20 protein-coding genes and 1 pseudogene are annotated in these 22,992 nt (G+C 71.9%); 6 read left to right on the top strand and 15 right to left on the bottom strand.

Annotated features, from left to right (window positions below; translation table 11 throughout):
- Nucleotides 1–54: 54 nt before the first annotated feature.
- The 4 genes from ACTJKO_RS10655 to hrcA form a co-directional block, all read right to left on the bottom strand.
- Nucleotides 55–408, bottom strand: coding sequence for a histidine triad nucleotide-binding protein (locus ACTJKO_RS10655; protein ID WP_440688454.1), 354 nt, complete (start codon nt 406–408; stop codon nt 55–57).
- Between the two features lie 50 nt (nt 409–458).
- On the bottom strand, nt 459–1,199 hold the full coding sequence (locus ACTJKO_RS10650) for a 16S rRNA (uracil(1498)-N(3))-methyltransferase (protein WP_440688452.1): 741 nt from the start codon (nt 1,197–1,199) through the stop codon (nt 459–461).
- On the bottom strand, nt 1,199–2,308 hold the full coding sequence (gene dnaJ / locus ACTJKO_RS10645) for a molecular chaperone DnaJ (protein WP_440688450.1): 1,110 nt from the start codon (nt 2,306–2,308) through the stop codon (nt 1,199–1,201). Before dnaJ ends, ACTJKO_RS10650 begins: the two co-directional genes overlap by 1 nt.
- A 128-nt stretch (nt 2,309–2,436) precedes the next feature.
- On the bottom strand, nt 2,437–3,453 hold the full coding sequence (gene hrcA / locus ACTJKO_RS10640) for a heat-inducible transcriptional repressor HrcA (RefSeq protein WP_440688448.1): 1,017 nt from the start codon (nt 3,451–3,453) through the stop codon (nt 2,437–2,439).
- Between the two features lie 107 nt (nt 3,454–3,560).
- Between hrcA and ACTJKO_RS10635 the strand changes: the two genes are divergently transcribed.
- Nucleotides 3,561–3,950: a DUF4870 domain-containing protein gene (locus ACTJKO_RS10635; RefSeq protein WP_440688446.1), complete on the top strand. Its 390-nt coding sequence runs from the start codon at nt 3,561–3,563 to the stop codon at nt 3,948–3,950.
- Nucleotides 3,951–3,966: 16 nt separating this feature from the next.
- Here ACTJKO_RS10635 and hemW read toward each other — a convergent pair whose 3' ends face one another.
- Entirely contained in the window at nt 3,967–5,184 is a 1,218-nt protein-coding gene (gene hemW, locus ACTJKO_RS10630; protein ID WP_440688444.1) for a radical SAM family heme chaperone HemW, read from the bottom strand.
- Between the two features lie 28 nt (nt 5,185–5,212).
- Here hemW and ACTJKO_RS10625 point away from each other — a divergent pair, with 28 nt between their 5' ends.
- Entirely contained in the window at nt 5,213–5,911 is a 699-nt protein-coding gene (locus ACTJKO_RS10625; RefSeq protein WP_440688442.1) for an HAD family hydrolase, read from the top strand.
- On the opposite strand, the gene ACTJKO_RS10620 is transcribed toward ACTJKO_RS10625, so the two are convergent.
- On the bottom strand, nt 5,908–6,555 hold the full coding sequence (locus ACTJKO_RS10620; RefSeq protein WP_440688440.1) for a DUF1990 family protein: 648 nt from the start codon (nt 6,553–6,555) through the stop codon (nt 5,908–5,910). The genes ACTJKO_RS10625 and ACTJKO_RS10620 overlap by 4 nt on opposite strands.
- A 122-nt stretch (nt 6,556–6,677) precedes the next feature.
- Between ACTJKO_RS10620 and ACTJKO_RS10615 the strand changes: the two genes are divergently transcribed.
- Nucleotides 6,678–7,163 (top strand): hypothetical protein, encoded by a 486-nt coding sequence (locus tag ACTJKO_RS10615; RefSeq protein WP_440688438.1) that lies wholly within the window; start codon nt 6,678–6,680, stop codon nt 7,161–7,163.
- A 3-nt stretch (nt 7,164–7,166) separates the two neighbouring features.
- Here the strand turns inward: ACTJKO_RS10615 and lepA are convergent, their stop codons facing one another.
- Nucleotides 7,167–9,014, bottom strand: coding sequence for a translation elongation factor 4 (gene lepA, locus ACTJKO_RS10610; RefSeq protein WP_440688436.1), 1,848 nt, complete (start codon nt 9,012–9,014; stop codon nt 7,167–7,169).
- A gap of 220 nt (nt 9,015–9,234) precedes the next feature.
- On the opposite strand from lepA, the gene rpsT reads away from it, so the two are divergent.
- The gene (gene rpsT / locus ACTJKO_RS10605) at nt 9,235–9,495 is read left to right on the top strand and encodes a 30S ribosomal protein S20 (RefSeq protein WP_440688434.1); all 261 of its coding nucleotides are present in this window, start codon (nt 9,235–9,237) and stop codon (nt 9,493–9,495) included.
- Between the two features lie 188 nt (nt 9,496–9,683).
- On the opposite strand, the gene holA is transcribed toward rpsT, so the two are convergent.
- Nucleotides 9,684–10,703, bottom strand: a complete 1,020-nt coding sequence (gene holA / locus ACTJKO_RS10600; protein ID WP_440688432.1) for a DNA polymerase III subunit delta — start codon at nt 10,701–10,703, stop codon at nt 9,684–9,686.
- A 611-nt stretch (nt 10,704–11,314) separates the two neighbouring features.
- Nucleotides 11,315–12,376, bottom strand: a pseudogene (locus ACTJKO_RS10595) (ComEC/Rec2 family competence protein); the annotation flags it as partial.
- A 538-nt stretch (nt 12,377–12,914) separates the two neighbouring features.
- Between ACTJKO_RS10595 and ACTJKO_RS10590 the strand changes: the two are divergent.
- Both ACTJKO_RS10590 and ACTJKO_RS10585 read left to right on the top strand, forming a co-directional pair.
- Complete coding sequence (locus ACTJKO_RS10590) at nt 12,915–14,207, top strand: arginase family protein (RefSeq protein WP_440688731.1); 1,293 nt, start codon at nt 12,915–12,917, stop codon at nt 14,205–14,207.
- Between the two features lie 25 nt (nt 14,208–14,232).
- Nucleotides 14,233–14,457 carry a cold-shock protein gene (locus ACTJKO_RS10585; RefSeq protein ID WP_440688430.1) on the top strand — a complete coding sequence of 75 codons (225 nt, stop codon included), beginning with the start codon at nt 14,233–14,235 and terminating at the stop codon, nt 14,455–14,457.
- A 53-nt stretch (nt 14,458–14,510) separates the two neighbouring features.
- On the opposite strand, the gene ACTJKO_RS10580 is transcribed toward ACTJKO_RS10585, so the two are convergent.
- From ACTJKO_RS10580 to cydB, 6 genes are all read right to left on the bottom strand, one after another.
- Complete coding sequence (locus ACTJKO_RS10580) at nt 14,511–14,894, bottom strand: hypothetical protein (protein ID WP_440688428.1); 384 nt, start codon at nt 14,892–14,894, stop codon at nt 14,511–14,513.
- Between the two features lie 223 nt (nt 14,895–15,117).
- A complete protein-coding gene (locus tag ACTJKO_RS10575; protein ID WP_440688426.1) occupies nt 15,118–15,861 on the bottom strand; it encodes a helix-hairpin-helix domain-containing protein in 744 nt (247 codons plus the stop codon).
- 93 nt (nt 15,862–15,954) lie between these two features.
- On the bottom strand, nt 15,955–18,516 hold the full coding sequence (leuS, locus tag ACTJKO_RS10570) for a leucine--tRNA ligase (RefSeq protein ID WP_440688424.1): 2,562 nt from the start codon (nt 18,514–18,516) through the stop codon (nt 15,955–15,957).
- Nucleotides 18,517–18,627: 111 nt separating this feature from the next.
- Complete coding sequence (gene cydC, locus ACTJKO_RS10565; RefSeq protein ID WP_440688422.1) at nt 18,628–20,316, bottom strand: thiol reductant ABC exporter subunit CydC; 1,689 nt, start codon at nt 20,314–20,316, stop codon at nt 18,628–18,630.
- Complete coding sequence (gene cydD / locus ACTJKO_RS10560) at nt 20,313–21,962, bottom strand: thiol reductant ABC exporter subunit CydD (protein WP_440688420.1); 1,650 nt, start codon at nt 21,960–21,962, stop codon at nt 20,313–20,315. Before cydD ends, cydC begins: the two co-directional genes overlap by 4 nt.
- Before the next feature lie 9 nt (nt 21,963–21,971).
- On the bottom strand, nt 21,972–22,976 hold the full coding sequence (gene cydB / locus ACTJKO_RS10555) for a cytochrome d ubiquinol oxidase subunit II (protein ID WP_440688418.1): 1,005 nt from the start codon (nt 22,974–22,976) through the stop codon (nt 21,972–21,974).
- Nucleotides 22,977–22,992 lie beyond the last annotated feature (16 nt).

Here is a 22,992-nt window from a genome sequence, read left to right as displayed (position 1 = left end):
ATGCCGTCGACCTGGATGTCGACGGTCGTCTCGGGAGCGGAGGAAGCTGGTTCGTTAGCCGGCAAGGGTGCCTTCCTGCAGTTCACCTGCGAGTACGTGCGCGTGCACGTGGAACACGGTCTGACCGGCGGCTTCGCCGGTGTTGAAGACGAGTCGGAACTGGCCGCCGGCGCGCTCGTCGGCGATGCGCTGCGCGGTGGCGACCACGTGGGCGAGGAGGTCCGGGTCGCCGGCGGCGAGCTCGGTGACGTTCGCGTACTCCTCGGTCTTGGGGATGACGAGCACGTGGACGGGCGCCTTCGGCGCGATGTCCTCGATCGCGATCACGCGGTCGTCCTCGGCGACGACGGTGGCCGGGATCTCGCGCGCGATGATCCGGGAGAAGATGCTCGGCGTGCTGGTGCTCATTGCTCCATCGTAGAACGCGGCACCGACGCACCGCCTTCCCGATCGGCTGGTCACCAGCGTCCGAGGCGCGTCTGGAGGACCGCGAGCGCAGCCGGGCCCGCGGTCGAGGTCCGGAGCACGGTGTCGCCGAGCCGCACCCGTACCGCTCCCGCGGCGACGAGCCGGTCGAACTCGGACGGGTCGATGCCGCCCTCGGGCCCGACGACGAGCACGATCTCGTCGACGTCGGCCGCCGGTGCCCACTCGGACAACCGCACGTCGCCGACCGGGTCCAGCACGAGCACGGCACGCGGACCACCCGCTCCCGCGGCGGCCAGCTGGGCGGTGGTGACGGGCTCGTCGACCACGGGCACCCGCGAGCGGATCGCCTGCTTCGACGCCTCGTGCGCGATCGACGCCCACCGCGCGCGGCCCTTGTCGACCTTCGCGCCCTCCCACCGGGAGACGCTGCGCGCCGCGGACCAGGGGACGACGCGGTCGACGCCGATCTCCGTCGCCGCCTGCACCGCCATCTCGTCGCGCCCGCCCTTCGCGAGCGCCTGCACGAGGGTGAGCGAGGGCGACGGTGGTTCGTCGACGGTCACGGACGACACCGACAGTGTGAGCGTGTCTCGACCGAGGGACGTGACGGCGCCGGTCACCACCGTGCCCCGACCGTCGCCGAGCCGCAGGGTCTCCCCCACGCGGACCCGGGCGACGGACACCGCGTGGCGCCCCTCCGCCCCGTCGAGCGGGACCGTGTCGCCGACCGCGACGCCGTCGAGCGACCCGACGAGGTAGAGCGAGGCCATCAGAAGTTGAAGAACCGGTCGCGGAGCTTGCCGAACATGCCCTGCTGGAAGCGGGCGAGCTGCGGCTTGGCGGCCTTGTGCGACTTCGCGAGCTGTTCGACGAGCTGGCGTTCCTTGTGCGACAGCTTCGTGGGCGTCACCACCTGCACGCCGACCCGCAGGTCACCGCGACCGTTCCCGCGGAGCTTCGTGACGCCACGGTCCTTGATCACGAGGACGTCCGCGCTCTGCACGCCCGGGCGGATCTCGAGGTCGACGGGCCCGTCGAGCCCGTCGATCGTCGCCGTGGTGCCCAGGATGGCATCGGTCATCTGCACCTCGAGCGTGGCGAGGAGGTCGTCCCCGTCGCGGCTGAACACGTCGTGGTGACGGACCCGGATCTCGAGGTAGAGGTCGCCCGAGGGGCCGCCGGCCGGTCCGACCTCGCCCTGGCCGGGCATCTGCAGGCGCAGACCGGTCTCGACGCCGGCGGGGACGTCGACCGGCACGGTGCGCCGGGCACGCACGCGTCCCTGCCCCTGGCACGTCGGGCAGGGGTTCGGGATGACCGTTCCGTAGCCGCGGCAGGTGCCGCACGGTGCGCTGGTCACGACGTTGCCGAGCAGCGACCGGACCTGCCGCTGGATGTGCCCGGTGCCGCCGCAGATGTCGCACGTCTGCGGGTGGGTGCCGGGCGCGGCGCACGATCCGCCGCACGTCTCGCACAGGACGGCGGTGTCGACCTCGACGTCCTTGTGGGTGCCGAAGACGACCTCGTCGAGGTCGACGTCGATCCGGAGCAGGGCGTCCTGACCGCGCTCGGCACGGCTCCGGGGCCCGTTGCCGCGGCCACCACCGCCCCCGCCGCCGAAGAACGCGTCGAAGATGTCGCTGAACCCGCCGGCGCCGCCGAACGGGCTGTCGGCCTGCGGGCCCGCGTCGTACCGGCGTCGCTGTTCGGGGTCGCTCAGCACGTCGTACGCGTGCGTCACCTCCTTGAAGCGCTCTGCCGCTTCCGGGCTCGGGTTCACGTCCGGGTGCAGTTCGCGCGCCAGACGGCGGTACGCCTTCTTGATGTCGGCATCGGAGGCGTCCGGCTGGACGCCGAGGACGTCGTAGTGGTCTGCCACGTATCCCTCAGTCGGTTTCGGTTCGGTCGGTCCGGAGCGGCGGTCGCCGTGGTCCGGGTGGTCGTCGGTGGGCCTGGAGGCGCGGATCGCCCGCTCGGGTCGACCCGCTCAGGCGTGCGGGGCCGGGATCAATGTTCGCCCAGGAGTTTGGACAGGTACCGGGCGACGGCGCGCACGGCGGCCATGTTCGTGCCGTAGTCCATGCGGGTCGGCCCGAGCACCCCGAGCCGGGCGACCTCGCCGCCGGCCAGGTAGCCGCCGGCGACGATGCTGGTCGCGTCGAGCCCGTACTCGGCGTTCTCCACACCGATGCGGGCCGCGACGCCGTCGTCGATCTGCATCTCGCCGAACAGCCGGAGCAGGGTGACCTGTTCCTCGATCGCCTCGAGCACGGGGAAGAGGCCGCCGGAGAAGTCCTGTTCGCTCTTCGCGAGGTTCGCCGCGCCGGCCATCACGAGGCGGTCCTGCCGGTTCGCCGCGAGCTGTTCGATGAGCGTGGCCACGACCACGCCGGCGAGCGGCTGGGCGTCGGGGCGGATCTGCTGCGGGACGGCCCGGAGCGCCGGTGCGACGTCCTGCAGCAGGAGCCCGACGGTGGCACCGTTCACCACGGCCCGGAGTTCGGTGAGCCCCGCTTCGTCGAGGACCACGTCGGTCTCGACGACCCGCTGCTCGACCCGCGCGGTGTCCGTGATGAGCACCACCATGAGCCGGTTGTCGCCGAGGCGCACGAGCTCGATGTGCTGCACCCGGGCGCGGACCATCGACGGGTACTGCACGAGCGCGACCTGGTTGGTGAGCTGGCTGAGCAGCCGGACCGTGCGGCCGAGGACCTCGTCGAGGTCGTTCGGCGCCCCGAGGAACGTCTCGATGGCGTGCCGCTGTGCGCTCGAGAGCGGGCGCGCGCCGGCCAGGTGGTCGACGAACACCCGGTACCCCTTGTCGGTGGGGACCCGGCCGGACGATGTGTGCGGTGCCGCGATGAGCTGTTCGTCCTCGAGCTGCGCCATGTCGTTGCGGATCGTCGCGGCGCTGACCCCGAAGGCGTGCCGCTCCACGATCGTCTTCGAGCCCACCGGTTCGCGGGAGGCGACGTAGTCCCGCACGATGGCCTTGAGGACCTCGACGCTGCGTTCGCTGACCACCCGGACCCCTTCCACTCGTTCTGGCACTCGGACGTGTCGACTGCTGATCCTACGCCCGACCGCCGACGGACCGGGACTTCTCCACAGCCTGCCGATACGCTGCCCGCATGACCTACGGACAGCAGCCCGGCGGCCCGCAGTACCCCGCCGGGTACACCCCGCCGCAGCCGATGACCCCCGAGGACCAGCGCCTCTGGGCCACGCTCACCCACATCGGCGGCATCTTCTTCAACTTCGTGGCGCCGCTCGTCGCCTACCTCGTGCTGCGCGACCGTGGGCAGTTCATCCGCGAGCACACCCGTGCGGCCCTCAACTTCCACATCACGATGGGGATCGCCTACGTCGTCGCGGGCTTGCTGACCATCGTCCTGATCGGCGCGCTGCTCCTCCCGGTGATCGGCATCCTCACCGTGGTCTTCGGGATCATGGCCGCCGTCGCCGCGAACCGCGGGCAGTTCTACCGCTACCCGCTCTCGATCGAGTTCATCAAGCAGTAGCCGCCGGGCCGCCTGCTCAGTCGAGCAGCTCGCGCACGACCGCGTCGGCGAGCAGACGCCCCTGCAGGGTCAACTCGATGCGCCCCCGCACCGCGGCCGCCCCGTCCACGAGTCCGCGTGCGATGAGGCCGGCGACCCGGCCCCGCGCCTCCTGGCGGAGCTCCGAGGTCGCGAGCTCGCCACGCACCCTCGCCGCGAGCAGCACGCGTTCGACGTAGCGGGTCTCGTCGTCGAGGGACTCTCGGCCGGCGGCCGGCGACTCCCCCTGCAGCACCCGGTTCGCGTAGGCGGCCGGGTGCTTCACGTTCCACCAGCGGGTGCCCGCGACGGCCGAGTGCGCGCCCGGGCCGACCCCCCACCAGTCGTGCCCCTTCCAGTAGGAGAGGTTGTGCCGACTGGCGTGCTGCTCGCCGCGCGCCCAGTTCGAGACCTCGTACCAGGAGTACCCGGCGTCACCGAGCACCTGGTCCGCGAGCTCGTACATGTCGGCGGCGAGGTCGTCGTCCGGCGCGGGCAGTTCGCCGCGGGCGACCTGCCGGCCCATCGCCGTGCCCTCCTCGACGATGAGCGAGTACGCCGACACGTGGTCCGGCTCGCAAGCGAGGGCAGCGTCGAGCGACGTGCGCCAGTCGTCGAGGGACTCCCCCGGCGTGGAGTAGATGAGGTCCAGCGAGACGTCCAGGCCCTGCTGCTTCGCGAGGTCCACGACGAGCGGGACCCGCTCGGGGTCGTGCGTGCGGTCCAGCGTCGCGAGGACGTGCGGCACCGCGGACTGCATGCCGTAGCTCACGCGGGTGAACCCGCCGTCGCGGAGGGTCGCCAGCGAGGTCTCGTCGACCGAGTCGGGGTTCGCCTCCGTCGTGACCTCGGCACCGGGCACGATCCCCCACGTGTCGTCGATCGCGCGCAGGATCATCGCGAGATCCGATGCCGGGAGCATCGTCGGGGTGCCCCCGCCGAAGAACACGGTCGAGACCGGCCGCCGCGGCACCCCGGAGTGGTCGAGCACCGACGCCGCCCACGCGATCTCGCGGACCGCGTGCCCGGCGTAGTCGTCACGCCGCACCCCGCGCAGCTCGGACGCGGTGTACGTGTTGAAGTCGCAGTAGCCGCAGCGGACCCGGCAGAACGGCACGTGCACGTAGACGCCGAACGGCACCTCGCCCGCTCCTGTCACCGGCGAGATCAGCCCGTCCGCGGGGGCGGGATCGGCGATCGGGAGAGCACTCGGCATGGACTCCATTGTCCGTCATGATGGAGGCATGGAGCACCACAGCGTCCCCACCACCGTGCTCTGGGACATCGACGGCACCCTCGTGATGAACGCCTCGTCGCCGGGCAACCTCTACCACCTGGCGCTCGAACGCGCGGTCGGGCGGGACCTGGTGCTGCGGGTCGGACACCAGCACGGCCGGACCGACGCCGGCCTCATCGCCGAACACGTCCGCGCGCACGACCTCGACGACGACCTCATTCCGACGGTCAGCGGGCACCTGCGCGACCTCACCGAGGAACGCCACCGCTCCGGCGACCACCGCACTCCCGCGCCCGGGGCCGCGGCGCTCGTCGCCCGGTTCGCAGCACTCGGCTGGCGCAACGGACTGCTGACCGGCAACTCCGCGTACCGTGCCCGGGTGAAGCTGCAGGGTGCGGGGTTCGACGTCGACGCGTTCGACTGGGCGCACTCGTTCTTCGGTGACACCGAGGTCGAGCGGGCCGGGGTGACCGCGCGCGCCGCCGAGGCCCTCGCGGGCACACGGGCGATCATCGTCGGGGACACCCCGCGCGACGGCGAGGCCGCCGACGCCGTCGGCATCCCGTTCCTCGCGGTCGCGACCGGCGTCTACGACGTCGCCGCGCTGCGGGCGACCAGCGCGGTGACCGTCGCGCGGAACTGCGTCGACGACGCACAGCTCATCGAGGACGCGATCGCGGCGCTGCCGCCCCTCCGCAGCGCTTAGTCGCCGCGGAGGGCGGCCAGGTACTTCTCCGCCATCACCTTCTGCTGCCGACGCAGCAGCGGTGCGACGAACCGCCACTTCCGGCTGGACGGCTGCGAGAACTGCCGGATCTGCAGCCACACGGACCCGTCCGGCGTCCGCTCGACCACGAACGACTCCTCGCCCGAGAGCGGGTGCCCCTCGAGCGTGCCGTACGCGAACCCCTTGCGGTCGGTCTCGTCGATGATCGACACGACCCGGACCGGCGCCTGCACCGTCTGCCCGAACGCGTGCATGGTGAGCGTCGCCGTCGTCCCCGCCGTCAGCAGCGGCGTGCCGTCCGGCGCGAACTTCTCGACGCGGGGCGTCCCGATCGACGCCGGCGCGATCGGCACACCGGCGTCGTCGAACGTCACCGGGTTGTAGCGCACCTCGTCGTCGTCGGGCTGGTCCTCGACGTGCACCCGGATGCCGCTGCGCTCCTGGATCTGCCACGTGAGCGCCTGCGTGACCGCGGTCTCGAAGCGCTGGTCGCCGTGACCGATCCGGGAGCGCGACTCGGACGGGACGAAGCCCTCCGGCGGGTACGTCATGAGGTCCGGCGCCTGGGTCGCACCCACGGCTCCGTACGTCAGGGCGGTCCGGTAGCTGCCGCGGGTGCTCATGGCGCCCATGCTACTTGTGGGGTCCGGCACGACACGAACCAGCGTCGGTCGGCCGGGCCCACGATCCGCGCACCCCGAACGGGAGGCCCGACACACGTCCGCCGCGCCCCTATCGTTGGTCCGTGCCACGCCCCACCCCCGCACTCCGGCAGACCGTCGACCGCACGACGGCGGCGTTCGCCGTGCTCACCGTCGCCGCGTTCGGGCTGGCCGCGACGGCCCGCGCCGCCGTCACGTGGGCGACGGCCGGCACCGGCGCGCCGGTCCGGTACCGGTCCGTGCCGCCCGCGGTCTCGGGCACGTTCGACGCGGCCGACGCCGTCGCCGCGATCGCCGCGTGTGCTGCGGGCGCCGGGGTGCTCCTCCTCGCAGCGACGCTCGTGCTCGCGGTGCGCCGACACCGGGCGCCCGGCCTGCCCTACGTCCTCGCGTCCGCGACGCTGGCCATGGTGGTCGGGGCGGTGGTGGCCGGGTCCGCCGCGGGGGTGCAGCGCGACGCCGAGGCGGCCACCGGACTCGTCATCCTGCGGACCGCGCTCGCAGGACTGGCCGCGGCGAGCCTCCCGGCACTCGTCCTGGCGGCCGCGCGCGCCCGGTCGACGCGCTGACCGCTACTTCTTCTTCTCTTCGACGTCACCGGAGAGCGCAGCGATGAAGGCTTCCTGCGGGACCTCGACGCGACCGACCATCTTCATGCGCTTCTTGCCCTCCTTCTGCTTCTCGAGGAGCTTGCGCTTGCGGGTGATGTCACCGCCGTAGCACTTCGCGAGGACGTCCTTGCGCATCGCGCGGATGTTCTCGCGCGCGATGATGCGCGCGCCGATGGCCGCCTGGATCGGGACCTCGAACTGCTGCCGCGGGATGAGCTTCCGGAGGCGCTCGGCCATCATCGTGCCGTACGCGTAGGCCTTGTCGCGGTGCACGATCGCGCTGAACGCGTCGACCTGGTCGCCCTGCAGGAGGATGTCGACCTTCACGAGGTCGGCCGCCTGGTCGCCCGAGGGTTCGTAGTCGAGCGAGGCGTACCCCTGCGTCTTGCTCTTCAGCTGGTCGAAGAAGTCGAAGACGATCTCGCCGAGCGGGATCTGGTAGCGCAGCTCGACGCGGTCCTCGCCGAGGTACTCCATGCCGAGCAGCGAACCGCGACGCGACTGGCAGAGCTCCATGATGGCGCCGACGTAGTCCTTCGGCGCGAGGATCGCCGCGCGCACCATCGGCTCACGGACCTCGACGATGCGGCCGGACGGGAACTCGGACGGGTTCGTCACCTCGACCGTGGCGCCGTCCTCGGTGGTGACGTCGTAGATCACGCTCGGGGCGGTGGTGATGAGGTCGAGCCCGAACTCGCGCGAGAGCCGCTCGGTGATGATCTCGAGGTGGAGCAGGCCGAGGAACCCGCAGCGGAACCCGAACCCGAGCGCGACGGAGGTCTCCGGCTCGTAGACCAGGGCGGCGTCCGACAGCTTGAGCTTGTCGAGCGCCTCACGCAGGTCGGGGTAGTCGGAGCCGTCGATCGGGTACAGACCGGAGAAGACCATCGGCTTCGGGTCCGTGTAGCCCGGCAGCGCGTCCGTCGCGGGTTTCTGCGCGTTCGTGACCGTGTCGCCGACCTTCGACTGGCGCACGTCCTTCACGCCCGTGATGAGGTAGCCCACCTCACCGACGCTGAGGCCCTTCGTCGGCTTCGGCTCCGGCGACGACACCCCGATCTCGAGGATCTCGTGTGTCGTCTTCGTCGACATCATCTGGACCTTCTCGCGCGGTTTGATGGTGCCGTCCACCATCCGCACGTACGTCACGACTCCCCGGTAGCTGTCGTAGACCGAGTCGAAGATCATTGCGCGGGGCTCGGCCTCGACGTCACCGACCGGCGCCGGCACCGTCCGCACGACGCGGTCCAGGAGCTCCGGCACGCCGACACCCGTCTTGCCCGAGACGCGCAGCACGTCGTCCGGCGAACCACCGATCAGCTGGGCGAGCTCCGCCGCGTACTTCTCGGGCTCGGCCGCGGGCAGGTCGATCTTGTTGAGGACCGGGATGATCTCGAGGTCGTTCTCCAGCGCCAGGTAGAGGTTCGCCAGCGTCTGCGCCTCGATCCCCTGCGCGGCGTCCACGAGCAGGATCGCGCCCTCGCACGCGGCGAGGGAGCGGGACACCTCGTAGGAGAAGTCGACGTGGCCCGGCGTGTCGATCATGTTGAGCGCGAAGGTCTCGCCGTCGAGCTCCCACGGCATGCGGACGGCCTGCGACTTGATCGTGATGCCGCGTTCGCGCTCGATGTCCATGCGGTCGAGGTACTGCGCACGCATCGCGCGGTCCTCGACGATGCCGGTGATCTGCAGCATGCGGTCGGCCAGCGTGGACTTGCCGTGGTCGATGTGCGCGATGATGCAGAAGTTGCGGATCGCGTCGGCCGGGGTCGAGGCGGGCTCGAGCGGGGCGGATGCTTGTGGGCTCACGGTTCCTCGGGGTGGGTCGGACGGTCCGACGATTCTCCCACGGATGCCGGCGGCCGGCGTCGCCCCGCGCGGAGCCGGTCCTTTGGCGGAGTCGCTCCGGGCTGGTAGTGTTGGTGGCTGGCTTCCGCGTTCCCCGCCCACGGGTGGAACGCGATGCGACCAAGGGCCCCTCTACCCAGCGGTCGCGACCACCCGTAGAGACGATCAAGGAGCAACACGCATGGCGAACATCAAGTCGCAGATGAAGCGCATCAAGACCAACCTGAAGGCCCAGGAGCGCAACAAGGCCTACCGCTCGGAGCTCAAGACGGTCATCCGTCACACCAACGAGGCCGTCGTCGCCGGCGACAAGGACAAGGCCACCGCGGCTCTCGCCCTCGCGTCGAAGAAGCTCGACAAGGCCGTGAGCAAGGGCGTCATCCACAAGAACCAGGCCGCGAACCGCAAGTCGGCCATCGCGAAGAAGGTCGCCGCGCTCTGACGCACTGATCTCGATCGAAGGCCCCGCACCGATGGTGCGGGGCCTTCGTCGTTTGGTGCGGGGCCTTCGTCGTTGCCGGACTCGGCGCGGGCGGGGCGCGGCGCGGCGCGGGGCGCGGCGCGGGCGGGGCGCGGCGCGGCGCGGGCGGGGCAGCGCCGGTGGAGTCGGGCCGGCGGGGCGCGCCTGGGTCAGCGGGACTCGCCGCGGCGCGCGATGGTGCGGACCATGACCTCGAGCGCGTAGTGCGCATCGCGCGAGCCGCCCTTCACCGCGGTGTCCGCTTCGGCGATGCTCGTGATCGCGTTCGCCAGCCCCGCCTCGCTCCAGCCCGCGACGTCACGCTGAGCCCGCTGCACCTGCCACGGCGCCATGCCCAGCGCCGAGGCAGCCTGCCCGCTCGGCCCGCGGAACGCGCTCACCTTCGCCATCGTGCGGATCTTGCTCGCGAACGCCGCGACGATCGGCACCGGTGCTTCCCCCGTCGACAGCGCGTGCCGCAGCTCGACGATGGCCGGAGCAGACCGCCCTGCCAGCGCGATGTCGGCGACCTTGAACGCGTTCGTCTCGACCCGGCCGCCGTAGTACTTGTCGACGACCTTGTCCGTGATCTCCTCTGCTTCGTCCGCGAGGAGCTGTCGGCACGCGGCCGCGAGCTCAGCGAGGTCGTCCGCGAACGCCGCGACCAGGGTCCGGACCGCCGACGGTGCGATCTTCCGGCGCGCCGCCCGGAACTCGGCCGAGACGAAGTCGATGCGGTCGGTCTCGCGCTTGAGCTCGTCGCACTGCACCTCGACCCCGCCGCCGACCCCGCTGCGGATCGTGTCGAGCAGCTTCTTGCCGCGCACACCGCCGCCGTGTCGGAGCACGAGCGTGACGTCGTCCGCCGGAGCGCCGAGGTACGAGATCGTCTCGGTGATGAACGCGTCGGTGCACTTCTCGACGTTCGTGACACGGACCAGCCGCGGTTCACCGAACAGCGACGGACTCGCCAGGGTCGCGAGCAGGCCCGGTGCGTACTGGTCGGCTTCGAGGTCGTGGACCTCGAGCGCAGGATCCTCACCGACGAGGAGGTCGCGGAGCACCGAACTGGCGCGATCCGCGAGGAACGTCTCCGGCCCGGTGATGAGCACGACCGGCGCAGGACGGATGCCCGACCAGGGGACCTGGTCGATCTTCGCTGCTGCGCGGACGGGCTTCTTGGCGGCCATGCCTCGATCCTACGGGCGACCGCCGACGCCGATCGCTCCGTCCACACCCGGAGCGCACCCGGTCCGTCGCGCCCGATCGCCACCGTGCCCTGCAGGTCCGTCCGGTACGCCGTGGTGCCCGCAGCCTCCAGCATCGCGAGCGCCGTCGGGGTCGGGTGCCCGTAGCTGTTCGACGCTCCGACACCGATCAGCCCGACGGCAGCAGCCACCTGTCGGTAGAGCACGGCGTCCTGGTCGGCCGAGCCGTGGTGCGACACCTTCACGACGTCGAGCGGAGCTGCGGCGGCGGAACGGTCGTCCACGGGGGCGGCCACGTCCAACGAGCCCGACGCCCGGAGTCGCCGCTGCGCGGACTCCCCCAGGTCGCCGAGGAAGAGCCCGGACACACACGTCGAACAGCCCGGTCCCGACTCGGTGCGGAGGACCAGGCTCGCGTCGTTCCCCGCGACGCCCCCACCGGCGCGCGGCCAGAGGATCCGCCACCGCATCCGCCCCAGCATCCCGGAGGCGTGCTCGTCCGCCTGCCGGACGTCCGCGCCGGCCTCCCGCAGCGTCCGCACCACACGGGCGTCGGACGGCCGCCCGACCGGCCCGACGAGCGCAGTCTCCACACGGCCGGCGACCGCCGGGACGGCACCGACGTGGTCTCGGTCGAAGTGCGTCAGGACGAGCAGGTCGATCCGGTCGACGCCGAGCAGGTCCAGGCAGGCGACGAGCAGGCCTTCGTCGTCACCCACGTCGACGAGCGCCACCGCGTCCCCGTTCCGGACGAGCACGGCGTCGCCCTGCCCCACGTCGCACGCGGCCACCGCCCAGTCGTCGGGGAGGCCCGCCCGGACGACGAGCCGCGGGAGCGCGACGGCGACGATCCCGATGACGGCCACCGTGCCGGCCGACAGGAGCAGGAGGCCCCGGGCGCGGCGGGGTGCGAGGACCGCCACGGCCACGCACGCGCTGACCACGGCGGCCGTCACCACACCCGTGACCCCGGCCGGCCACGGTGCGGCGGCGTAGGGCAGTGCCGCCGCACCGTGCGCGACGGCACCGATCGCACTGGCGGGCACCCACGCGACGCCGGCGAGCACCGACGCGCCCCAGGGCCAGACCGTCGCGACGAGGCACGACGCCAGTCCGACGATCGTGACGATCGGCGCCAACGGCTCCGTGAGCAGGTTCGCCGGCACCGCGTACGTCGGGAACGCCGCGGACAACGGGATCGTGACGGGCCAGCACGCCGACTGCGCAGCGACGGGCACCGCGACGGCCGCGGCCACCGGCGTCCACATCCGGCGTGCGAACAGCGCGGTGAGCGGTGGCCCGAGCACGACGATGCCGCTCGTCGCGAGCACCGAGAGGGCGAACGCGAACGACCGTGCGTACCAGGGGTCGACGACGAGCATGCCGACGACGGCGAGGGCGATCAGCGGGACACCGCGGACCGGGCGCCCGGAGAGGTGGACGACGAGGACGACGACGGCCATCACGGTCGCCCGCACGATCGAGGGGTCCGGGCGGACGAGGACGACGAACGCCAGCAGGAGCACGATCGCTGCTCCCGCCCGGACGACCCTGGGCAGCCCGACGGAGCGTCCGACGAAGACCACGAGCCCGACGATCACCGCGCAGTTCGCCCCGGACACCGCCGTCAGGTGTGTCAGCGCCGACGTCTCCATCGCCGCCTCGGTCGCCGGGTCCAGCCCGCTCCGGTCCCCGATCGCGAGCCCCCGCAGCAGCGAGCCGCCCGGTTCCGGCAGCGAGGACGTCACCGACGCGAAGGCACCGCGAGCACGGTCCGTCGCCCGGAGCAAGCCGTCCGGCGGTCGGACGGCCGCTCCCCCGCGCAGGAAGACCACGTACGCCGTCGACTTGCCGGGATCGTCCGGCTCGACGACCCCCCGCGTCACGAGACTGCTGCCGGCAGCCCACGCCGGAGCATCGTCCGTGCGCTCGGGAACGACCCGCACCGGGACCCGGAGCCCGTCAGCGGAGCCGAGACGCACCAGGGTCGCCAGCACCGACCGGTCCGCCGGGCCGAGGTCCCGATCGAGCACGACCGCCACCTCGACCGATCGCCCGGCCTGTGATGCGACGACGTCCGGGGTGCGTCGATCGTCCCCGACGAGGACCGCGACGGCGACGAGCGCCACCAACGACACTGCGGTGAACACGACGGCCGCCGCCACGACCAGGACGTGGCGGACCAACGCCACGATGCAGGCCAGCGCGACGGCCGCTCCGCCGAGCAGGACGAACGCGGCGGCCTCGGGGACCCCGATGAGCACCGCGGCGCTCACCCAGGCGACGACGGCGGGCAGCGCGATCCGGAGATCGGCGATCCGAGGGACGACGTCCATGGTGGCCGCCCCTCACGCCCGCACGTGGTCGCGCACCGCGCCGACCGGTGACCCGCTCGACCTCCGCCGGGCGAGCGCCGCCACCACGCCTGCTCGCGCACCCGAATCCGTCCCGGTCATCCCGCCACGCTACGAAGGCCTACCAGCCCGATGGCCTCGACCGCCGACCGTCGTGCACAACGCACCCGCGCCGCTGCCCTGTGGAGGACTCCGCGAGCCGGAGCGGTGCCGTTCTGCCAGACTCGGTCGGGTGATCGCACTCCTCTCGGCCCCCACGAACCTCGGGCTGCGACCACCAGAGCCGGGCGCAGTGCCCGGCGCAGCGAAAGCACCAGAGGCGTTCCGAGAAGCCGGGCTCCACCGCCGGTTCACGGAGCAGGGCGCCACCGACGCGGGCGTGGTCCTGCCCGGCCGGTACATCGACGACGACGCAACCCGTGCCCCTGGCGTCGTTCGCAACCAGCGCTCGATGATCGACCACGCGCGTCGACTCGCGGACCGCCTCGACGGGATCCTCGCCGCCCGGGCGACCCCGTTGGTCATCGGCGGTGACTGCAGCGTGCTCCTCGGCGTCGGCCTCGCGATGGGGCGTCGTGGCGGAGTCGGCCTCGTGCACGTGGACGGACACACCGACTTCCGGCACCCGGGGAACAGCGAGGACTGTGCGAGCATGGCGGGCGAAGACCTGGCCGCCGCCGTCGGGCTCCACTCGCCAGCGCTGTCCGACATCGACGGCGCCGGCCCGTACTTCGATGCTGCTCGGACGGTCCACGTCGGCTGCCGCGACGACGACGCCCATCTGCCCGAAGTCCGCTCGCGGATCGGTGCGGTCGTCCCGACATCGGAGTGGCGCACCCTCGGCACCGCTCCGGTCGTCGAGGTCCTTCGGACGGCGGCAGGGGCTGCGGGGTACTGGTTGCAGATCGACGTCGATGTGCTCGACGCGTCGATCATGCCCGCGGTCGACAGCCCCGACCCGGGCGGGTGCACACCAGACGAACTGACGGCGCTGTTGCGCGGTCTCGCACCGTCAGCCGTCGGAGCATCGGTCACGGTGTACGACCCGGACCTCGATCCGGACGGCGCACACGCCCGGCTCCTCACGGACGTCCTCACCGCGGGCCTCGGCGACCTCGGCCGTGAGTTGTAGGAGCCGCCTCAGGTAACGTGCGCTCGTGCAGGTCGTCCGAGGTGAGTGTGTCTGGTGGAGCGACGAGGACGGTTGGGGCGCGCTCCGTTCGAACGCGGTGGAGACCGAGGTCTTCGTGCACTTCGCCGATGTCGTCTCGACGGGGTACTCCGCGCTCGAAGCCGGGCAACGGGTGCAGTTCGAGGTGGAGCCCTACCCGCGAGGGCAGGACGGCTACTTCTTCCGCGCGCACAACGTCACAGCCATCTGACCATCACCCGACGCTCTGCCCGACCCCAGCACCGGCGCGGTCGGAGCCACGGCCTAGGTGAAGAAGACCAGCGTCCCGACGCCCATCCATGCGAGGCCGATGCTGATCAGGGCCGAGAGGCTCGCGACGCTCGTCGCGATGATCGCGGACACCTGTTCCTTCCAGAGGCGGAGCGAGCTCGCCGCGATGCAGAGGGTGAGGACCGTCACCGGCAGGGCTGCGATCAGTGCGGCCGCCTGGAGGGACGAGACGGCGCGATCATCAGCCGACGGCGGCACTGCCCCGTTGTCGTAGTCGAACTGCGACGGCGGAGTCTGCGACGAAGGGTCGAAGACCCCGGTCGCGACGAGCACCGCACCCCACAGGACGATCAGCGCGATCGCGCCGAGCGCGCGGACGTTGAGCTGTCCCCACTGCATCCGCCCCCGAGACCCCACGACCCGACCATAGCCCGGCCCTCGTCGCACACCCTGACGAACGATCGGGGTCACGGACGCCGAACCGAACGCCAGTCCCCGTTCACGTCGACGAGGTGCGGGTACAACCGCAGCATCTCGACCGGGACGACTTCCCAGGACCCGCGGTCCCCATGTTCCCCTCCCCGCCAGCCCCGGAACGGCTGGGTCCCAGGCTCGCACACGGCCCAGGTCGACCCGGTGCTCACACACGGACCCGGTCGCGGAGCTCGGCGAGCCGCTTCTCACCGATCCCGTTGACGTCGAGCAGGTCGTCGACCGCTCCGAACCGACCGTGCTCGTCCCGCCAGGCGAGGATCCGGCCGGCCAGTCCCGGACCGATGCCCGGGAGCGTCTCGAGCGCCGCCTGGTCGGCCGTGTTGAGGTCGACCTGCCCTCCGGCACCACCGGGCGACGACGCGGGACCGCTTCCGGGTGCTGCCGCGCCGTTCGCCGGACCGTCGAGCGCCGCCGGGATCTCCGCCTCACCGACCCGCGGCACGTACAGGCGTTCCCCGTCCTCGACCACCCGCGCGAGGTTGAGCCGAGCCAGGTCGGCGTCTCCGGTCGCACCTCCGGCCCGTTCGATCGCCGCGGACACGCGCCCGCCGCCCGGGAGCGTCACCACGCCGGCTCGCTCGACCGCACCCACGACGTGCACGACCACCTGGCCGCTCGGCGTCGCGCCGTCGGGCGCCGCACCCCGAGGCGACACCCCGGAGGTCGGGTCCGACGGCGCTCCGGCCGACGGCGCACCCGTGACGGTCACCCGCCCGCCGTCGTCAGGCGACGTTCCGGAACGCGATGCGAGCAGCACGACCACCACGGCGACGAGGACGACCAGGGCCGCCAGCACCACGGCAGCGCGGGGTGTCAGGACGAACGCCGCACGAGTGGAGGGCGGTGACGGTGACGGTGACGATGACGGCGACGACGGACCCGAGGACATGCCGGAACGCTACGGAGCCCGACCCTCGGGCCGGGCTCCGCACCGTGCTGCGGTGGACGATCCGCCCGCCGACCCCGCTGTGGAGGAGCGGGACTACCCCTTGATGGCGATGTTCACGAGCTTCGGCGCCCGCACGATCACCTTCACGATCTCCCGGTCCCCGATGTACCGCTGCACGTTCGCCGACGCCCTGGCCATGGCCTCGAGCTCGTCGGGCTCGATCGACTTCGACACCTCGAACGAGTCGCGCACCTTGCCGTTGACCTGCACGACGGCGGTCAGCGACTCCTGCACGAGCAGCGTCGGGTCGGCCTTGCGCCAGCCGTACGTGGCAACGGTGGCCTCGTAGCCCAGCTTCTCCCACATCTCCTCGCCGGTGTACGGCGCGAACACGCTGAGCCCGAGGGCGATGGTCTCGACGGCCTCGCGGACGGCGGGGTCGCCGGCACCGGGGCCGCTGTCGATCGCCTTGCGGGTGACGTTCACGAGGTCCATGAGCCGCGCGATCACGACGTTGAACTTGAACGACTCCATCATCCCCGGAGCATCGGCGAGGAAGCGGTGCGTGACCTGACGGAGCGCCCGGTCGCCGTCCGCCCAGACGACGTCCTTCGACGACGTGACGTCGAGCGCCAACCGGTAGGCGCGCGCCAGGAACCGCGCAGACGCCGACGGGGAGACGTCCTCCCAGTTGATGTCGTCCTCCGGCGGCCCGGCGAAGCCCATCACGAGACGGATGGCGTCGACACCGTTCGCGTCGAGTTCGTCACCGAGCGAGACGCCGCCCTTCGACTTCGACATCTTCGAGCCACCGGAGAGCACCATGCCCTGGTTGAGCAGGGCCGAGAACGGCTCAGTGAAGTCGAGGTACCCGAGGTCGAACAGCACCTTGGTGACGAAGCGGGCGTAGAGCAGGTGCAGGATCGCGTGCTCGATGCCGCCGATGTACTGGTCGACGGGAGCCCATCGGCGTGCGGCCTCGGGGTCGAACGCCTGGGTGTCGTCGTTCGCGGACAGGAACCGGAGGAAGTACCACGACGAGTCGACGAACGTGTCCATCGTGTCGGTGTCGCGGAGCGCGGGCGTGCCGTCGACGGGGTTCGGCACGTTCACCCAGTCGGTCGCACCGCCGAGCGGCGAGGTGCCCTTCGGCTTGAGGTCGAGCCCCTCAGTCGACGGCAGCCGCACGGGCAGCTCGTCGAACGGCACTGGGTGCTCCGAGCCGTCCGCGCCGTGGATGATCGGGATCGGCGTGCCCCAGAAGCGCTGGCGGGAGATGAGCCAGTCGCGCAGCCGGTAGGTCTTCGCGGCGCGACCGGTCCCGCGCTCCTCGAGGAGCTTGATCGCGGCGCTGATCGCGTGCTGCTTCGACATCCCGTCGAGCGGCCCGGAGTTGATCATCCGGCCCTGTCCCGTGAGCGCCTCGCCGGTCGATGCCGGGTCGAGCACGGGCACGTCGAAGTCGTCGAGCGTCGCACCCTCCGGGATCACGGGGATCGCTCCGGTCACCGCAGCGTTCGTGTCGACGACGACCTTCACCGGCAGGTCGAACGCACGGGCGAAGTCGAGGTCCCGCTGGTCGTGGGCGGGCACGGCCATGACCGCACCGTGGCCGTAGTCGGCGAGCACGTAGTCGGCGGCCCAGATCGGCAGGCGCTCCCCCGTCAGCGGGTGGATCGCGAACCGGCCGAGCGGCACGCCGGTCTTCGGACGGTCGGCGTTCTGCCGGTCGATCTCGGAGGTCTTCTGGGTCGCGACGAGGTACGCGTCGAAGTCGTCACGGACGGAGGACGGCACCGACGGGTCGGCGACCAACGCGGCGGCCAGGTCGGAGTCCGGTGCCACGACGAGGAACGTGACGCCGTGGATCGTGTCCGGACGCGTGGTGAACACCGTCACCGGTTCGTCGCGACCCTCGATCACGAAGTCGACGTCGGCGCCCACGGAACGGCCGATCCAGTTGCGCTGCTGCGCGATGACCTTCGCCGGCCAGCGTCCCTCGAGCTGGTTGAGGTCGTCCAGCAGCCGGTCCGCGTAGTCGGTGATCTTGAAGTACCACTGCGTCAGCTTCTTCTTGACGACGACCGCGCCGGACCGGTCCGAGGTGCCGTCGGGCAGCACCTGCTCGTTGGCGAGCACGGTCTGGTCCACCGGGTCCCAGTTGACCCAGCTGTCCTTCCGGTAGGCCAGCCCCTTCTCGTACATCTTGAGGAACAGCCACTGGTTCCACTTGTAGTACTCGGGGTCCGACGTGTGGATCTCGGTCGTCCAGTCGAACGACGGCGCGTACCGCTTGAAGGAGGCCTTCTGCTGCTCGATGTTCGCGTAGGTCCACTCCTTCGGGTCCACTCCGCGCTTGATCGCCGCGTTCTCCGCCGGCAGCCCGAAGGAGTCCCACCCGATCGGGTGCAGCACGTTGAAGCCCTGCTGCCGCCAGTACCGCGCCACGAAGTCGCCGAGCGCCCAGTTCTCGGCGTGGCCCATGTGCAGGTCGCCGGACGGGTACGGGAACATCTCGAGGATGTACTTCCGGGGGCGCGTGTCGTCGAGGTCGGTGGTGAAGAGTCCGAGCTCCTCCCAGCGCGGCTGCCACTTCTCCTGCAGACGACGGAAGTCGTAGGCGTTCGGGTCCTCGGGGTACGGCTCGGTGGTCACGGAACTCTCATTCACTCTGGAGGCACGGCGCACGTCCGTCGGACGCGCTCCGGTCACCAAGGGTACAAGGCCTGGAGGCGCGGATCGGCGCGGTCCGTCGGCCCGGGCCCGTCAGGTTGTCACCAGCTGCCCGTCGCGCATCCGGAGGGTCCGGTCGACGAGCTCCGCGGGCACCGGCACGTGCGACACGACGACGACGGTGCGCCCCGCCCCGCGTGCTGCCCGGACGACGTCGCGCAGCACGGCGTCGCCGAGGTCGGGGTCGATGTCGGCGGTCGGCTCGTCGAGCACGAGGACCGGGAACGCGTGCAGCAGCGCCCGGGCGAGCGCGAGCCGGTGCGCCTGCCCGCCGGACACCAGGGCGCCGCGCTCTCCCACGCCCGCGTCGAGTCCGCCGCGTCGGGCGACCCACTCGCCGAGGCCGACCCGGTCGAGCACGGCGAGCAGCTCCTCGTCGGTCGCGGTGTCCCGCGCGAAGAGCAGGTTCTGTCGTACCGACTGGTCGAACACGAACGGGTCCTGCTCGATCAGGCCGATGCGGGCGCGCACGGCGTCGGGGTGCATGTCCTTCGCCTCGACGCCGTCGATCGTGAAGGAGCCCTCGTGGTCGACGAACCGGACGAGGGCGTCGACCAACGTCGACTTGCCCGCGCCGCTCGGCCCTTCGAGCACGACCACCTCGCCGGGGCGCAGGTCGAGCGAGACCCCGTCGACGGCGGCCGTCGTCGCGCCGGGCCACCGGACGGTCAGGTCGCGCAGGCGGACCGTGACGGGCCCCTCGACCTCGAGTGACGCCGGGTCGGCCGCCGCTTCGGGTTCCGGCACGATGCCGGCGGGCACCACCGCGGGCACCACCTGCTCGACGCGGTCGGCAGCGGCACGGACGCGTCGGAGCGTCAGCACTGCGAGGGGCACACCGCCGATGACCTCGAAGAGCGCGAGCGGCACGAACACCGCCAGCGCCCACAGCGGACCGTCGAGCGAGCCGGCGACGACCGCGGGAGCACCGACGGCCAGGATGCCGACCACCGCGCCCCCGCCGACGAGCCCGACGAGCGCGCCGACGAGCGACTCCACCGTCCCGCGGCGGCGCACGGCCGCGGTCACCCGCGCGTCGAGCCGGGCGATGTGGGCGAGACGTTCGTCGAGCGTCCCGTAGGCGACGAAGACGTCGAGCGTCCGCACGGTGTCGAGCACGAGGTCCGCCACGCGCCCCCGCTCCGCCGCGGTCTGCTCGTCGGACCGCTTCGCGATCGACAGCGTCACGACCGACCCGAGCAGGGCCGCCACGAGGAGCGCGACGAGCAGCACGAGCGCCGCCGGGACGGACACGAGCGCCACCGCGACGACGGAGAGCACCGCGACGCACCCGGCGGAGACCAGCGGGCCGACGACGCGGATCGGCAGGTCCTGCAGCCGGTCGGTGTCGGTGACGAGCCGCGTGAGGAGGTCCCCGCGTCCGGTGGACCCGAGGCCCGCGGGCGCGACCGAGGACAGCCGTCGGTACATCTCGGTCCGCACGACGGCCAGCTGCCGGAACGACGCGTCGTGTCCGGCGAGCCGGTCGACGTACCGCAGCGCCGCCCGGCCGAGTGCGAACGCCCGCACGCCGACCATCACGAGGGTCAGGTAGAGGATCGGGGGGTGCTCCGCCGCCCGGGTGATGAGGTAACCGCTCGCAGCGAGGAGCGCGACCGCGCACGCAGCGCTGAGCGCCCCGGCCGCGACGGCTCTGCCCCAACCGGCCCCGTGCGGCATGGCGAGCCGCAGGACCGGGTCGTGTCGTGCCTCCCGGCTCATGCGCGCGCTCCGTCCGCCCGGGCGACCGTCACCGATCCGCCGCTGTGCAGGTCGACACGGACGTCGCCCGCGGCGACGACGGCCGGCCGGTGACTCGCGACGACGACGACCGCGCCGTCCTCGGCGAGCCGGCGCACGGCGGCGACGACGTGCGCCTCGGCCTCCGCGTCGAGCGCGGAGGTCGGTTCGTCGAGCAGCACGAGCGGTGTCCCCACGCGACGTGCGCGGTACAGGGCGCGCGCCACGGCGACGCGCTGCGCCTGGCCGCCGGAGAGGCCGCTGCCGTCGGACCCGACCGGGAGGCGCGGGTCGAGACCCAGCCCCGTCGCACGCAACGCGGACCGGACGGCGTCGTCGTCCGGGGTCGCGCTGAGCGCGACGTTCTCGGCGATCGTGCCGCGGACGAGTCGGGGGCGCTGGTCGGCCCACGTCGTGCGGTCGGTGATCGTGCTGCCGGCTGCCCCGGGCACCGTGATGGTCCCGTCGTGCGGCAGGACGCCGCGGACGGCCGCGAGGAGGCTGGACTTGCCGGAACCGCTCGGTCCGGCCAGGACGATGACCGTCCCCGGTGTCGCACGCAGGTCCACCGGTCCGATCACCACGTCCGGCCGGCGGACGGTCACACCCTCGAGCACGAGGTCGTCCGCAGCCGGTTCCCCGACCGGGCCGGCCGACGGCGCGGTGTCGTCGTCGAGGACGTCGAGCACGGCGGCCGAGGCCTCGACGCCGTCCTGTGCCGCGTGGAAGTCGGCGCCGACCTGCCGGACGGGCGCGAACGCCTCCGGCGCGAGGACGAGCACGAACATCGCGGCACCGAGACCGAGGGAGCCGTCGACGAGCCGGATGCCGATGGAGACGGCGACGAGGGCCACCGAGAGGCTCGCGGCGAGTTCGAGCGCGAAGCCGCTCACGAAGGACAGCCGCAGGACGCCCAGGGTGCCGCGGCGGTACTGGTCGGTGACGGTGGCGATCCGCCCGACCTGACGCCGGGCACGGCCGAACACCTTGAGGGTCGCGAGCCCCTCGACTGCCTCGGTGAAGGCACCACCGAGCCGTGCCAGGGCATCGGACTGCCTGCGTTGCAGCGACTGGGTCGCGAGCCCGATGAGGATCATGAAGACGGGGATCACCGGCAGCGCGCAGACGATGATGATCCCGCTCGTCAGGTCTCCCAGGCCGATGGCCACCAGGAGCATCGGGGTCGCGATGGCGGTGAGCGCGAGCTGCGGCAGGTACCGCCCGAAGTAGGCGTCGAGCGCGTCCAGCCCGGGGCCGAGCGTCGTGGCGAACCCGGCGCTGGACCGAGTCGTGAGCCACGACGGACCGCGCTCGGCCGCACGTGCCAGGACCGTCGCGCGCAGCTCGCTCTTCACCGTCGCCGCGGCTCGCGCTGCGAGGTCGTCGGTCGCCCAGGCGGCACCGGCGCGGACGACGAACGCCGCCCCGAGGATCGTCAATGTCTGCGCGAGCGCAGCGGGGACGACCCCGCGGTGCACGGCGTCCACGCCGAGCGTGACCGACGCGGCGATCCCCCACGCGATCCCGATCGTCGCGAGGGTCCGGAGCACGCCGGTGCCGGCCGCCGCGACGATGAAGCCGCGGGCCGTCCTCGAGAGACGCAGGAGTCGTGGGTCGAGCGGCTTCACCGTCGCCGCCTAGTGTGCAGCCTGGGTGACGTGGGTGCGGGAGACGCGCTTGCGGAACACCCAGTAGGTCCAGGCCTGGTAGGCGAAGACGAGCGGGACGAAGATCAACGCGACCCAGCTCATCACCGTCAACGTGTAGGACCCGCTGGAGGCGTTCCAGACCGTGAGGCTGTTCGCCGGGTCGTTCGTCGCGGGCATCACGTCCGGGAAGATCGCGGTGAACATCGCCAGCACGATCCCCGCGATGGTCAGGGCCATCAGCGTGAACGCGCGTCCTTCCTTCCCCCACGCGTTGCACAGCACCGCCAGGAGGAGCGTGACGGCGGCCACGACCGACAGGACCAGCGACGCCGGGGTGGAGCGGACGAAGGCCATCCAGACCAGGAACACGGCACCGACGACGATCGTGACGATGCCCGCGCGGGTCGCGAGTCGCTTGGCGCGTTCGCGGATCTCGCCCTCGGTCTTCAGCGCGACGAACACGACGCCGTGGGTGAAGAACACCAGCAACGTCGCCAGGCCGGTCAGGAGCGCGAACGGGTTGAGCAGGTCGAACAGGGTGCCGGTGTAGTTGTGCCCCGAGTCCATCGGGATGCCGCGGACGACGTTGCCGAACGCGACGCCCCAGAGGAACGACGGGACCGCGCTGCCGACGATGATCATCAGGTCGAAGCGGCGCTTCCACTCGTGGTGCTTGTTCTGGTGGCGGTACTCGAACGAGACACCGCGGGCGATCAGCGCGGCGAGGATGAGCAGCAGGGCGAGGTAGAAGCCGGAGAACATCGTGGCGTACCACTCCGGGAACGCGGCGAACAAGCACGCGCCCGCGACGATGACCCAGGTCTCGTTGAGGTCCCACACCGGGCCGATCGTGTTGATCAGCACGCGCCGGTCGGTGTCGTCCTTCCCGAGGAACGGCAGGGACATGCCGACACCGAAGTCGAAGCCGTCGAGGACGAAGTACCCGACGAAGAACACCCCGACGATCGCGAACCAGAGAACAGGCAGATCCATCTCAGTACACCGTCAC

The sequence above is a fragment of the Curtobacterium sp. 22159 genome (assembly GCF_052045775.1).
In the GTDB taxonomy this organism is placed as follows: domain Bacteria; phylum Actinomycetota; class Actinomycetes; order Actinomycetales; family Microbacteriaceae; genus Curtobacterium.
Note: the sequence above shows the minus strand (reverse complement) of the source record. Positions and strands in the feature narration are given on the sequence as shown.

Excerpts from the sequence above, each read along its gene's own strand:
- ACTJKO_RS10655 (WP_440688454.1), bottom strand. The coding sequence starts at position 408 with ATGAGCACCAGCACGCCGAGCATCTTCTCCCGGATCATCGCGCGCGAG.
- ACTJKO_RS10650 (WP_440688452.1), bottom strand. The coding sequence starts at position 1,199 with ATGGCCTCGCTCTACCTCGTCGGGTCGCTCGACGGCGTCGCGGTCGGC.
- ACTJKO_RS10635 (WP_440688446.1), top strand. The coding sequence starts at position 3,561 with ATGACCTACGGACAGCAGCCCGGCGGCCCGCAGTACCCCGCCGGGTAC.
- hemW (WP_440688444.1), bottom strand. The coding sequence starts at position 5,184 with ATGCCGAGTGCTCTCCCGATCGCCGATCCCGCCCCCGCGGACGGGCTG.
- ACTJKO_RS10625 (WP_440688442.1), top strand. The coding sequence starts at position 5,213 with ATGGAGCACCACAGCGTCCCCACCACCGTGCTCTGGGACATCGACGGC.
- ACTJKO_RS10620 (WP_440688440.1), bottom strand. The coding sequence starts at position 6,555 with ATGAGCACCCGCGGCAGCTACCGGACCGCCCTGACGTACGGAGCCGTG.
- rpsT (WP_440688434.1), top strand. The coding sequence starts at position 9,235 with ATGGCGAACATCAAGTCGCAGATGAAGCGCATCAAGACCAACCTGAAG.
- holA (WP_440688432.1), bottom strand. The coding sequence starts at position 10,703 with ATGGCCGCCAAGAAGCCCGTCCGCGCAGCAGCGAAGATCGACCAGGTC.
- ACTJKO_RS10590 (WP_440688731.1), top strand. The coding sequence starts at position 12,915 with ATGCAGGCCAGCGCGACGGCCGCTCCGCCGAGCAGGACGAACGCGGCG.
- ACTJKO_RS10575 (WP_440688426.1), bottom strand. The coding sequence starts at position 15,861 with ATGTCCTCGGGTCCGTCGTCGCCGTCATCGTCACCGTCACCGTCACCG.
- cydC (WP_440688422.1), bottom strand. The coding sequence starts at position 20,316 with ATGAGCCGGGAGGCACGACACGACCCGGTCCTGCGGCTCGCCATGCCG.
- cydB (WP_440688418.1), bottom strand. The coding sequence starts at position 22,976 with ATGGATCTGCCTGTTCTCTGGTTCGCGATCGTCGGGGTGTTCTTCGTC.